Source organism: Pleurocapsa minor HA4230-MV1, from assembly GCA_019359095.1.
Lineage (GTDB): Bacteria > Cyanobacteriota > Cyanobacteriia > Cyanobacteriales > Xenococcaceae > Waterburya > Waterburya minor.
On record JAHHHZ010000020.1, the window covers coordinates 225,439 to 238,037 of the forward strand.

General features: G+C 40.4%; 9 protein-coding genes. 4 read left to right on the plus strand and 5 right to left on the minus strand.

The genetic code is table 11. The annotated features are described in order from the left end of the window. Nucleotides 1–961: 961 nt before the first annotated feature. From KME09_11680 to psaC, 4 genes are all read right to left on the minus strand, one after another. Nucleotides 962–4,936 (minus strand): magnesium chelatase subunit H, encoded by a 3,975-nt coding sequence (locus KME09_11680; GenBank protein ID MBW4534584.1) that lies wholly within the window; start codon nt 4,934–4,936, stop codon nt 962–964. Nucleotides 4,937–5,374: 438 nt separating this feature from the next. Next, nucleotides 5,375–5,593 carry a type II toxin-antitoxin system HicB family antitoxin gene (locus tag KME09_11685; protein ID MBW4534585.1) on the minus strand — a complete coding sequence of 73 codons (219 nt, stop codon included), beginning with the start codon at nt 5,591–5,593 and terminating at the stop codon, nt 5,375–5,377. Continuing rightward, nucleotides 5,583–5,762 carry a type II toxin-antitoxin system HicA family toxin gene (locus KME09_11690; protein ID MBW4534586.1) on the minus strand — a complete coding sequence of 60 codons (180 nt, stop codon included), beginning with the start codon at nt 5,760–5,762 and terminating at the stop codon, nt 5,583–5,585. Before KME09_11690 ends, KME09_11685 begins: the two co-directional genes overlap by 11 nt. 285 nt (nt 5,763–6,047) lie before the next feature. Next, on the minus strand, nt 6,048–6,293 hold the full coding sequence (gene psaC, locus KME09_11695) for a photosystem I iron-sulfur center protein PsaC (GenBank protein ID MBW4534587.1): 246 nt from the start codon (nt 6,291–6,293) through the stop codon (nt 6,048–6,050). Between the two features lie 248 nt (nt 6,294–6,541). Between psaC and KME09_11700 the strand changes: the two genes are divergently transcribed. From KME09_11700 to KME09_11715, 4 genes are all read left to right on the plus strand, one after another. After that, complete coding sequence (locus tag KME09_11700; GenBank protein ID MBW4534588.1) at nt 6,542–7,003, plus strand: J domain-containing protein; 462 nt, start codon at nt 6,542–6,544, stop codon at nt 7,001–7,003. Between the two features lie 293 nt (nt 7,004–7,296). Next, entirely contained in the window at nt 7,297–8,331 is a 1,035-nt protein-coding gene (locus KME09_11705) for a right-handed parallel beta-helix repeat-containing protein (GenBank protein ID MBW4534589.1), read from the plus strand. Nucleotides 8,332–8,501: 170 nt separating this feature from the next. Beyond that, entirely contained in the window at nt 8,502–8,798 is a 297-nt protein-coding gene (locus KME09_11710) for an antibiotic biosynthesis monooxygenase (protein MBW4534590.1), read from the plus strand. Nucleotides 8,799–9,098: 300 nt separating this feature from the next. Then, nucleotides 9,099–10,742 (plus strand): protein kinase, encoded by a 1,644-nt coding sequence (locus KME09_11715; GenBank protein ID MBW4534591.1) that lies wholly within the window; start codon nt 9,099–9,101, stop codon nt 10,740–10,742. On the opposite strand, the gene KME09_11720 is transcribed toward KME09_11715, so the two are convergent. Further along, the gene (locus tag KME09_11720; protein ID MBW4534592.1) at nt 10,743–12,554 is read right to left on the minus strand and encodes an aspartate kinase; all 1,812 of its coding nucleotides are present in this window, start codon (nt 12,552–12,554) and stop codon (nt 10,743–10,745) included. Between the last annotated feature and the right edge of the window lie 45 nt (nt 12,555–12,599).

A 12,599-nucleotide genomic window follows, 5' to 3' on the forward strand; every position in this document is an offset into this window, starting at 1 on the left:
TAATCTTATTTTCTACTTATTAATATGAATTGCGAAGCGATCGCAATTCTTTTTGATGGTAAAGGAATATCTTTAATCCATAATTGTTTTTTGGGTTTATGTTCTATTTTTCATTTTAGGAGGTGCGATAGCATTTTCCTACTCCATAGTTGTTTTTTGGGTTTATGTGTTATTTTCCATTTTAGTAGGTGCGATCGCATTTCAATCGCTTAAATAGTGTCTGAAAGTTTAATTGTTATCACTCGTGTAGCGAAGCCATGCCATTAGGCTTATTGCAAGTTTAAAGCTTATGAAGTCAAAATTATGAAATGTTGATTTTTTATCTGTAGGGAGATCGTCTGTCTGAAATAAAGGCTATCACCTTATTTATTTTATTAGTTGATTACATTGAACAAATTGCTTAATGTTATCTTGAAAGTAATAATTAAAACTTACAAATATAATTTAAAATCATGCAGAAGCTAACAGACATCAACGACGAATCTAAAAGTATATTATTGTTCTGTGTTTATAGGCTATTAATAGTAGTTAATGTTGGAATTTTAATGTCTGATGAGTACATTAATTATTTTCAATATGCTTTAGGAGACTCGAATCAAAAAATTGTTTTCTTTATACTCGGTAGTCCACTATATATTTTAATACATTTATTACCATTGACTCTTATGCTAGGAGTTATATATGGAATTATTGGATTATATAAAATACAATCTATCAGTCATAAAATTTTATGCTTTATAAGTATATTGATAAATAGTTTAATTATTTTACTTGCGATCGCTTTCTTGATTGATGCTAGCTCTACTTGGTCTTGATTAATATTTTTGTTATTATAATTGCCCAGATTAAATTAACTACTAATCAATTCCTTCAATCCTGTCCTTCACTTCATAAACAAAACAAAGAGATGCAACATTACATTGCACCTCCCAACTAAATTATTAACCTGAAATTAATTTAATTAATCAATTCCTTCAATTCTGTCTTCCACTTCTTGATACAGTTCCCGCAGGCGATCGAGATTTTCTTCATTAGTTTCCCAATAACCACGACCATTCACTTCTAGCAAAGTACCCACAATCTTACGGAAAGAATTAGGGTTCATGTCCATCAATCGCTTACACATCTCGGGATCGTCAATGAAAGTAGTATTAACATCTTCATAGACCCAGTTGTCTACTGCATCGGCCGTAGCTGACCATCCCATAGTGTTAACTAAACGCTTGGATAGTTCCCGCACACCTTCGTAACCGTTGCTCAACATTCCTTCGTACCATTTGGGATTAAGCATCTTGGTACGAGCATCTAAACGTACAGTCTCTGATAACGTGCGCACTTGAGCGTTAGCAGTAGTAGTGTCGGCGATGTAGGCAGTGGGTTTTCTACCGTCATCTCTTAGGCTAGATACGATCTTGGTCGGATCGGAATCAAAGTAGTGAGATACGTCGGTTAAGCTGATTTCAGAGGAATCTAAGTTTTGGAAAGTAACATCAGCGCGCTTTAAAGAAGATTCAAATAAACCTCGGCTTTCGTCCATGACTCCTGGGTTATCGGAGTTAAAAGCAAAGGATTTACGGTTGAGGTACATATCCTGGAGTTCTTTTTCTTCTTCCCAACTGCTGTTTTCTACTGCCAAGTTAATGTTGGAAGAGTATGAACCAGAAGCGTTAGAGAAAATCCTTGTAGCTGCTTGACGGACATTAATACCCATTTCTGCCGCTTGTTCTAAGGCGTGTTTGCGGATAAAGTTCATGTCTACAGGTTCATCGGCTTCGGCTGCCATTTTTACACCGCGATCTAATAAGTTCATTTGGTTAATGAACAGGTCACGGAAAACACCCGAACAGTTAACTACCACGTCGATACGAGGACGACCTAGTTCTTCTAAAGGAATTAGCTCTAGTTTGTTGATCCGTCCTAAAGCATCGGGTACAGGACGAACACCAATCATCCACATGATTTGGGCTAAAGACTCACCATAGGTTTTGATATTATCTGTTCCCCAAAGCACACAAGCAATACTTTCTGGGTAGTTACCACCGTTGTCCAGTTTTTGACGTTCAATCAAGCGGTCTACCACAATTTTGGCTGATTGCACCGCAGCTAGGGTAGGAATCGACTGCGGATCTAACGCATGAATGTTTTTACCAGTAGGTAAGACATTGGGGTTACGGATCGGATCACCACCAGGGCCAGGTAAGACGTATTCGCCTTCTAAAGCTTGAAGTAGTCCACCCAGTTCATTATCGGCACATACTTGTTCTAGACAGAATTCGAGATATTCGATTAGAGGCTTGAGAGCATTTTCATCGATATTTTTGTAACCATGTTCGTTTAAAGCTTCCATCCAAGGGGCTTTCTTGCCAATATTAAAGAAATTAAGCTTGGACACCATGGACACTCGACCTTCAGCATCAATTTGAGCCTGGACTAATGCACCCACCGCAGCACGAGTTGCTTGAGTAATATCTTGGAATAGCTGCACGTCGGCTAAGACACCGCGATCGTTATTAGTGTAAATTTCGTCTATATCCCTACCAATGCTGTTGGCAATGATGCGCGGGAAAGAAATAATCCCTTCCTCTTCGCGGTCTAGGTTGGAAATACTGACTAAAGTTGCGATCGCTTCTTCGGCAGATGGCGGTTTACCAATGATGTGTAAGCCACAAGGCAGTAAGCGAGACTCGATTTCCATTAGCTGTTTATAGACCAAGCCAATGATCGTATCCCGTTCGTCTTGGGTCATTTCTTTGGCTGAATGCTCAGGAAAATTAATATCTTTATCTAGATTACAAATCCGTGCCTGATCCATTACCGTATCGACAATTTGGATACCTCGTCCACCATCTTTGAGGCTTTGGTAGGAACCAATTAAATCCCCTAGTTCTTTCAAACCTTTATATAGCCCTGCATTTTCGGCAGGAGGAGTGAGGTAGGAAATTGTCGAAGCATAACTACGGCGTTTAGCAATAGTCGCCTCGGAAGGGTTATTGGCTGCGTAGTAGTAGATGTTGGGAATACTACCAATCAGGCTATCAGGGTAACAATCCCCAGACATACCCATTTGCTTCCCTGGCATAAATTCTAGTGAACCATGAGTACCAAAGTGCAGGACGGCATCAGCTTGCCAGATATGCTCTAGATAAGTATAGTAAGCTGCAAAACCATGATGGGGACTGGCTGAACGAGAGAACAACAACCGCATCGGATCGCCTTCATAACCAAAGGTAGGTTGTACGCCGATAAAAACGTTACCAAATTCCTTGCCATAAATCAGCAGGTTTTGACCATCACTATTTAAGTGTCCTGGAGGTGGCCCCCAGTTTTCTTCTAGCTTCACGGAATAGGGTGTTAATCTTTCATACTGTTCCACCGACATCCGATGGGCAATATTCAGTTCAGGAGAAGCATATTGGGCTTGAGCATCATGAATCACCGCTTGCATCAAGTCTTCAGCCGAATCAGGTAAGTCTTGGATGTCATAACCGTTATCCCGTAAACCTTTCATGGCTTCGTAGATAGAACCAAAGACGTTGAGATAAGCTGCCGTCCCCACGTTGCCTTTATCAGGAGGGAAACTAAAAACGGTAATGGCTACCTTCTTCTTGAGCTTGGGTTTCTTACGTAAACTACCCCATTTCATCGCTCGACGGGCGATCGCTTCTACCCGATCTTGCAGGGCAATGGATTTACCTGTAGCCCCATCTCTACCAGAGGCAATTATCGGCTCGATCGCTCCATCTAATTCAGGAATAGCAATCTGTAAGGCTACCTGGACAGGATGTAGACCTAGTTCACTTTCTTCCCACTCTTCGGTGGTTTGGAAGACCAAAGGTAAAGCTACCATATAAGGGCGGTTCAGGCGTTTGAGGGATTCGATCGCCTTGGGATGATCTTGTCTAGCTGGCCCACCCACTAGGGCGAAGCCTGTCAGTGAAACTACTACATCAACAATGGCTTGATTTTGATTTTCTTGCCAGAAGTAAGCATCTACAGGTTTGGAAAAGTCTAATCCTCCAGCAAAGACGGGAATGACTCGCGCCCCCATACACTCTAGTTCCTGCACCATGGCTACATAGTGAGCATTATCTTGAGTCACTAGGTGAGTTCGCTGCAACACCAAACCAACACAAGGTGCTAAAGGATCTTTGAGATCGTCAGATATATCTTTACGGCTATTAAACCAGGCTAAATATGCTTGAATATCCTCAAACATTTTTGGTGCTAAAGGATGCCAGATACCCATATCAGGATAAGTGATTGGTTCGGCATATTTAAATTTGTCCTGCTTGTCTGGATAAACATATTTATCCGACAGCATCAATAAAAAGTTTTCTAAATTGTCGGCATTGCCACCTAACCAGTACTGAAAGCTCAACATGAAATTACGAGCATCCTGGGCTTTTTCCACAGGTAAATATTTCAATACTTTAGGCAAAGTACGCAACAGCTTGAGCATCGCATCTTGGAAAGAACTGCCCGACTTTTCTTTACGCTTACGCATAAATTGAGCGATCGCACTTTTGGATTGACCCAACTGCGCCATCGAGAAGCTACCCATCTTGTTCAGACGCATAACTTCTGGCATCGAAGGAAATACCACTGCTGCGTCTAAATTATCACGGTGAGGTGCTACGGCCTCAACTACTTTTTGAGCTAAATCTTCAACAAATATTAATGAAGCAATAAATATATTCGCCTGAGCGACATCATGTTTAAAATTATGATAATTTTCTTCGTTTCTTAATTCTTCAATTAAATAACCACTCAGTTCAATAGCTAGGTGGGGATTATTATTATTAATCGACTTGGCTGCCTCAGTTAAAGTACTTTGATACTGTGGCTCTAGTACGACATAGACCACCCTAAGTAGATCGCGTCCGTTAACAGCATCGGGTTTAACGTGACGAACGGTGGATTTGACCTGGGTGAACATATAACTTGACTCTCCTTGTATAGTTGGCGATATGAACAGGTTATTTCAAGATTAGCTTGCTCTTTAACTTAACCTGGACTAAAAAGCTTACGTAAAGTATTTTTATCAAAAAATGCTCCTCTAAATCCGCCAAATCCCCGATCTGACACAATTCGATAACAATAACTAAATATTATGTAACAAACTTTAACAAAATTATTGAGCGATTACTTCAATTTTGCTTTGCATTACTTAATCATAAAATGTTTGACAATTTTTACCGTTTACTATCTAAATTTGTGTAGCAAGATTTAATTTGGAAAGTGAGGCGATCGCAAATTTCATAAGCTAGATTTAGATTAAGCGAAATAATTACTGCGATCGCACCTGTATAAATTGAGGTGTCTAGCGATCGCGTCTATAAAAGTTGAAGGTTAAGGCGATCGCAAGCTAATTAAATCAAGCAGAAACTAATTTAGGGACTGGTAATGATTTACCTTCTGCCTGAAACCATAAAATCAATTCTTCCATTACATCCAAACCATTCTGCAAAGCTGATTGATAAGTATCTCCATGAGTAACAGGCTGCATAATCTCATTAGCAAAGTCGGGAAGATAAGCTAAATAACATTCATCTTCTTGACTCCAGGCGATCATAATTTGATATTTATGATTCATTTTTGGCTCTTTCAATAGTTTGTTTTACTTGCTTTTCCGAATATGCTTTAGCATCCGATCCATCTTTCCCTGGCAAGTTTACCCTTATTGTAGTCCCTGGATATTGATATATGGCATGACTTCCCTTACCTCGTTTTGGAAGCAACTCAAAACCTGCTTGTTTTAACATGGCTTTTAATTCGCGTATTTTCTTTGGTAAATTGCTTGCTCTTTAATTTTTTAAACTCAAATATCTCAAATATATTATACAGATTCTGTTTTTATAAATTGGAGAGTAGATCGAGCGCATTTGTGTAAGTTTAAGGTTAATGCGCTTGAATCGCACTCAGAGAAAATGCCGTCCAACTTGGCAAATCACGATGCTTAACAACGCAATTATCAAAGTCAAACGACATAAAAGGTATTTCATTAAATAAATTTTGGTTAAAACCGCAATTTACAATTAGATTTTGTCTTAATAAGCAAGACCCATACTGCGGGTGGTTTCTGCACCCAAATAGACGCGGATACTCAAGAAATCTGTAGGGCAAGCCGTTTCACAACGTTTGCAACCGACACAATCTTCAGTACGAGGAGAAGAGGCAATTTGACCAGCTTTACAGCCATCCCAAGGTACCATCTCCAAAACGTCAGTAGGACAAGCCCGTACACATTGGGTACACCCAATGCAAGTATCATAAATTTTGACGCTATGGGACATTGTATATATAGCTCCAACTGCGAATGTTCTGTGATCGTATTCTAAATATAATCAAGGGCTAGTTTACCCCATGCCCCTATTGTCACCCGACGAAAGACGAGATAACTTTAAATTCTGTTACAAGCACCAGGAAATATAGACCGATTTGTTGATTCTGTTTAATATTTCTTAAGGTAAATGCGATCGCTAGCTTGATTTGAAGCTCAAAGTTCGCTACATAATGAAGAAAGCTTCCATCATCACCAAGCATGGTTAACAGTAATTCTGATCGGCAAAAATCGGTAACCTTACCACCCCAGGTAAAGTTAATCAATAGTTACTATAGTTTAATGGGGTTACATCCTTCAGCCTCAAGTATTGTCATTCGGCGTAGCTATCGTCAACTGAGCAAAAAATATCATCCCGACACCACCCAATTACCAGCTAATGTCGCTACGGCTAAATTTCAACAGCTTAATGAAGCTTACGCTGTATTGAGTAGTCCTGAAAAGCGATCGCTCTACGATTTACAGATTGGCTATTCTCGTCTGAATGTCATTCAAGCACCAAGCTGGTCACAACCCGAATCCCACAACTATTCTCGGACGGCATATTTAGACCCTACCGATCGCCCTCTGTCTTCAGGAGAAATATTCGTTTTGGTATTGCTAGGGTTAACCTTTATCGGCTGTTTATTACTTGTGGCGATCGTCGCTTATCTACGGGGATAATTGGTTTACTTTACAGTTAAGACACATATAAAACAGATAAAATACCTAATCTTCATAAAAGAAGAGTTTGAGTTGTTTTATAGTCATAAATTACTCCGCTATTAGTAGGTTATGTAGCTGCCTAAGTGGGGCAGGAGCTATAAATATAAATAAATAGATATAGTTTAAATAATCGTAACTTTTTTTGCGATTGAATTAACTGTTTATCCCAAACGTTAGATTAATTCTTGCTGTTTTAACCTCGTGTATATAAACACATATAAAAACTATAAAAAACTATAGATAAAGTTTGTATGGCTAACTCAAATAATACTTCTGCTGGAAAAAAAACTAATAAAGTTCTTAATGTAGACCAAGATTTTGCTGGTAATTTGGATAAAGCGATCGCTGCTGCTAATGATGGCGATACTGTTTCCTTGGGGAAAAGTACTTATACTACTTCGGGAATTAATATTCATAAAGATATTACAATCGATGGCTATCGAGGCAAAACAATCATCAAGGGAAAAGGTGTCACCGATTCGATCATTACTGTAAATTCAGATGCAAGCGGTACAACTATTCAAGATGTTGTCATAACTAATGGGAACAATGGTATCAAGGTTAAGGAGGCAACTAATGTCACTTTGCAAAATCTCGACCTTCATGATATTGGGATCGATAAACCAATGAGGGATGGTCAAAATAACATTGCTATTAGCTTAACTGGAGCTGACGGATTTAAAATACTTGATTCAAAAATATCTGATATTGGTCGTAAAGGAATTGGCGTTAATGATACTGATGGTGGAATAATTAGTGGTATTACTTTAGAAGATATCAATCTGGATGCAGAACACTCTCAAAGTTATGATGCTGGTGGAATAAAACTATTTAATACTAACGATGTCACTATTAGTGATAATAAATTGTCTGGGATTAATGCTTTTAATATTTGGAATGATCTTAGTAGCAACACCACCATCGATGGGAATGAGATTAGAGGGGTAGGAGAAGACTTTTTAGCCCCCGACTATAATAAATATGTTGGCTTAGCAGGTATTTATAATGAGAAAAGCTATAAGTCAATTGTTGACAACAACATCGTTACTTCAACCAAAGATTTCTTAGCATTTGACTCTACAGAATTTACGACTAAAACTATGAAACTAGGTGATAATAATGAGTTTTCTAGTATGCGAATAGATACAACCGACTATTGGGCAAATGAGAAATTAGAAACACAGGTTGCCATAACTGAAGATCCTGATGCAGCCAACTTTGCCCTCTTTGAGGATGACTTTTACTCAGGTGGTACTTTTGGTGGTGATACTACTGGTGGTGTCTAGTTTGACAAAAGCTGTAAGCTATAAGCTTATTACGTGGTTGGATATGCGCGGGCAACCTGCGCATTTTTCACGCGCTTTTTAAATTTTCTAGAAGCGTATTTTGTATATTACAGCGAATTTCAGTTAGATAGAACCTATTACCCATTACCCATTACCTATTACTCCAATTCATGATCCTAGAAGTTGCAGTCTTAAACATTAAGCCAGGTATGAATCAGCAATTTGAGACTGCTTTTGTGGAAGCTTCCCAGATTATTGCCTCAATGAATGGATATATCTCTCACGATCTACAAAAGTGTTTAGAAAGCGAAAATCAGTATTTATTATTAGTTAACTGGCAAACTATTGAGGATCATACCGTTGGTTTCAGACAGTCTGCTGAATATCAAACTTGGAAAAAACTACTGCATCATTTTTACACTCCTTTTCCCACAGTAGAACATTACCAAACTGTAATTAAAAGCTGAAAATGGCGATCCCGAAGGGTAGGCGGAGCCTAATCGCTTTTTAGCATCCTACTCACGGGGTGACAAGCAAATTCAAAGCTTTACTGATAGAGGAGTAGTGAGGTAGAGGGGTAATACTCCAATAACTCCACCACTCCACCACTCCAAATAGCCAATCCCTGTCTTATTTTTAATCTAGTTGTCACCCCGTTAGAGCATCCTGAATCAAGATCTAAGGTTTCAATCTAATCTCCCGTAAGAGTGAAGTTAAGTATTAAAATTAGGAAGTCTTCGTGAAACCTCTTTTAGACAATTGTGTCGATGGATAACAATCTTGTAGGACAGACTATTCAGGGACGTTATTACGTCGTTAGGCAACTGGGAAGAGGTGGCGTAGGAGTCACTTTTTTAGCTAAGGATCAGCAGTGTTTTGATAGCCCGTGTGTCGTTAAACAGCTTCAGCCTAAAACTAGCAATCCTCAAACCATAGCCATAGCCCGAAGATTATTTAATCGGGAAGCTGAAATCATGAATAGTTTGGGTCATTGCGATCGCATTCCCCGATTATTGGCTTATTTTGAACAGAATCACGAGTTTTTCTTAGTTCAAGAATTGATTGAGGGACATGATCTAAGCCAAGAAATTTTGCCTGGTCAACCTTGGTCAGAAGCCAAAACCTTGGCTCTACTACAGGATATTCTCGAAGTACTACTAATTGTCCAGCAGCATAACGTCATTCATCGTGACCTTAAGCCTTCTAACTTAATGCGCCGTAGTCAAGATAACAAAATTATCTTGATTGATTTTGGCTCTGTCAAGCAGGTAACCACACAAATTGTTGATGCTGCGGGACAGGTAAAACAGACCGTGGCAGTAGGAACTAAATCTTATATGCCGATGGAGCAGATGATGGGTCGTCCTGGTTTTTATAGCGATATTTACGCTTTGGGTGTCATCGCTATCCAAGCCTTGACAGGAATCCATCCTCGCGAATTTACCATTGATGATGATGGTGAAATAATTTGGCGTAATAAACTCAATCGTCAAGTTCACTATCAACCTCGGTTTCTCGATCTGCTAGATCGGATGGTGCGCTATCGTCATCAAGATAGATACAGTTCGGCAGGAGTCGTCTTGTCAGACTTGAAGCAATTAGATGCTGCACAAAATAACAATAGGGAAACGCTGATTATCTCCAAGAGCGCTACTCCAAAACCTCAGCAACCCAAGCCTGTAGACAATATAAATCGAACAACTACCGTTGTTAATAGTCAACCTACACCAATTAACCAGCCAGTCCATAACCAAGCTATTAATCAAACTACAGTAATCACTAATCCTGCTAGATATTGGCAACCAAATTCCAGATCGCCAGTTATTAAATCCTCTAAATCGAAGTCTAAGTCTAAATCTAAGTCTAAATTACCTCTGGTGCTAGGCTTGCTTGCACTACTAGCTGCTCTAGTAGGATGGATGATCGTCAAGCAGATTAAGAGTCCACAACTGGCGTTTTCGCTGTATGAAAATTACAGCCTGGGTTTTCGTGTCGATTATCCTCAAAACTGGTCAAAGCAAAATCGAGATGACTTTTTAGCGACAGGGGTAGTATTTTTTTCCCCTTTAGAAAATGATGCAGATCAGTTTAAAGAGCAGGTTAGTGTCTTAGTCGAAAATCTATCCACAGATCTACCCTTATCTAAGTACACAGAATTATCCCTCTCGGAAATTAAGCAGCTTTCCGACCCGAATATCGGCGAAGCTCAAGTAGTTGCTATGGGCGCTAACGAAGGGCGACAAATCATTTACCAAGGAGAAGAGAATGGTAGTCCTGTAAAAAGAATGCAAACCTGGTCAGTTAATGGCAATCGAGCCTACTTAATTACCTATACTGCTTTACCAGAAAGCTTTGATGATTATTTGCCTACAGTAGAAAAAATGATTCAATCTTTTGAAACTACTGAATAATTAAGCAGGAATAATGATCTGTTCGGAGCCTCCTAAACCAAAAGCTTCATGAACTGCCTGGAGTGCTTTGATGCCATCTGTCTCGTCGATGACACAGCTAATTTTGATTTCCGAGGTAGTAATCATTTGAATATTAATGTTCTCCTTAGCTAGAGAAGCAAAAAACTTAGCAGCCACTCCAGGATGTCCAATCATACCTGCACCGACGACACTCAATTTGGCGATCGCTTTATCTCCTGACACCTGACCACAGTTAATCTGGCGATCTAGTTCAGCAATCACCTCACAGACCAACTCCGCATCGGCTTGAGCGACGGTAAAGGCAATATCACGGGTGGGTTGACCGTTGATAATGTGGCAGCGTTGGGACTGAATAATCGCATCGACGCTAATATTTTTTTGTGCTAACAAAGTGAAAATTCGTGCAGCCATCCCTGGGGTATCGGGAACATGACGAATGGCAATCCGAGCTTGATTAGTATCAAGAGCGACACCTCTAACGGGGGGATGGTTTTTTGGCTCTTGACGAGTGGTAATTTCTTTTTGCGAATCCAGATCGACATCAAAGGCTAAGGACAAAAGATGTAGGGCGCGATCGCATTCTGATTCGTCAATTACGCAGCTTACTTTAACTTCTGAAGTAGAAATCATTTGAATGTTAATGCGGGCATCGGCGAGGGTTTTAAACATCTTGGCAGCAATACCAGGACGACCAATCATGCCAGCACCAGAAATAGCCACCTTCGCAATTTGCCGATCGATAATTACTTCGGCTTGTTCGGTAAGACTGGGGTGGGTACGTAAAGAAGGGGCGATCGCTTCTGCCACAGCCGAAGCTGCTTTAAGAACGCGATTAACCACCGTAAAGGCAATATCATTCGTATTTCCTTCGTGAATCGACTGAATAATCAAATCTACATCAATATTTTGAGTTGATATTTCGCCAAACAAGCTAGCTGCTACCCCAGGACAATCTGGTACTCGTAAGAGGGCAATTTTTGCTTGGTCGCGGTCGATCTCCACACCATCTACCGCTTTAGCAATCTCCATTCCTTGTAACGAGCGGGGTTGGGGTAAACGAGAAACCACTCTGGTGCCAGGGCGATCGCTCCAGCTAGATAGCACTACTAACGGCATCCCATAATTACGAGCAATTTCTACTGCACGGGGATGCAGGACTTTTGCGCCCAAACTGGCTAACTCTAACATCTCATCTGCCGTAATCTCAGACATTAACTGAGCGGTGGGGACAAGACGAGGATCGGTGGTGAGAATCCCAGGAACATCAGTATAAATTTCGCAGCGGTCTGCTTTGAGAGAGGCTGCAAGCGCCACTGCAGAAGTATCTGAGCCTCCGCGACCCAGAGTGGTAATTTCGAGATCTTCGCTGTCGCTAACTCCCTGAAAACCAGCTACTACCACTACCTCACCTTTATTGAGGTGTCTTTCAATGCGATCGGTACATACTTGGAGTATTCTGGCGCGACTATGTTCGGCTTCCGTGACAATTCCCACCTGCGCTCCTGTGAGGGAAATTGCGGGTCTTCCGATTGCCTGTAACGCCATGCTGAGAAGGGCGATCGTCACCTGTTCTCCTGTAGATAGCAGCATATCCATCTCGCGGCTACTAGGGTTATTGGAGATCTCGTTAGCTAGTTTCACTAAACTGTCGGTAGTTTTGCCCATTGCCGAGACAACGACAACCAAACTATCTCCTTGCTGTACAGCTCGACTGATTCTCTTCGCCACCGCTTGAATTCGTTCTACTGAACCAACAGATGTCCCGCCATATTTTTGTACAACTAAAGCCATAATCTTTATTTCAGTCCCACCAGAAGCATCGCTTATATTACCAGT

Excerpts from the sequence above, each read along its gene's own strand:
- KME09_11700 (MBW4534588.1), top strand. The coding sequence starts at position 6,542 with ATGGTTAACAGTAATTCTGATCGGCAAAAATCGGTAACCTTACCACCC.
- KME09_11715 (MBW4534591.1), top strand. The coding sequence starts at position 9,099 with ATGGATAACAATCTTGTAGGACAGACTATTCAGGGACGTTATTACGTC.
- KME09_11720 (MBW4534592.1), bottom strand. The coding sequence starts at position 12,554 with ATGGCTTTAGTTGTACAAAAATATGGCGGGACATCTGTTGGTTCAGTA.
- KME09_11680 (MBW4534584.1), bottom strand. The coding sequence starts at position 4,936 with ATGTTCACCCAGGTCAAATCCACCGTTCGTCACGTTAAACCCGATGCT.
- psaC (MBW4534587.1), bottom strand. The coding sequence starts at position 6,293 with ATGTCCCATAGCGTCAAAATTTATGATACTTGCATTGGGTGTACCCAA.
- KME09_11685 (MBW4534585.1), bottom strand. The coding sequence starts at position 5,593 with ATGAATCATAAATATCAAATTATGATCGCCTGGAGTCAAGAAGATGAA.
- KME09_11690 (MBW4534586.1), bottom strand. The coding sequence starts at position 5,762 with ATGTTAAAACAAGCAGGTTTTGAGTTGCTTCCAAAACGAGGTAAGGGA.
- KME09_11710 (MBW4534590.1), top strand. The coding sequence starts at position 8,502 with ATGATCCTAGAAGTTGCAGTCTTAAACATTAAGCCAGGTATGAATCAG.
- KME09_11705 (MBW4534589.1), top strand. The coding sequence starts at position 7,297 with ATGGCTAACTCAAATAATACTTCTGCTGGAAAAAAAACTAATAAAGTT.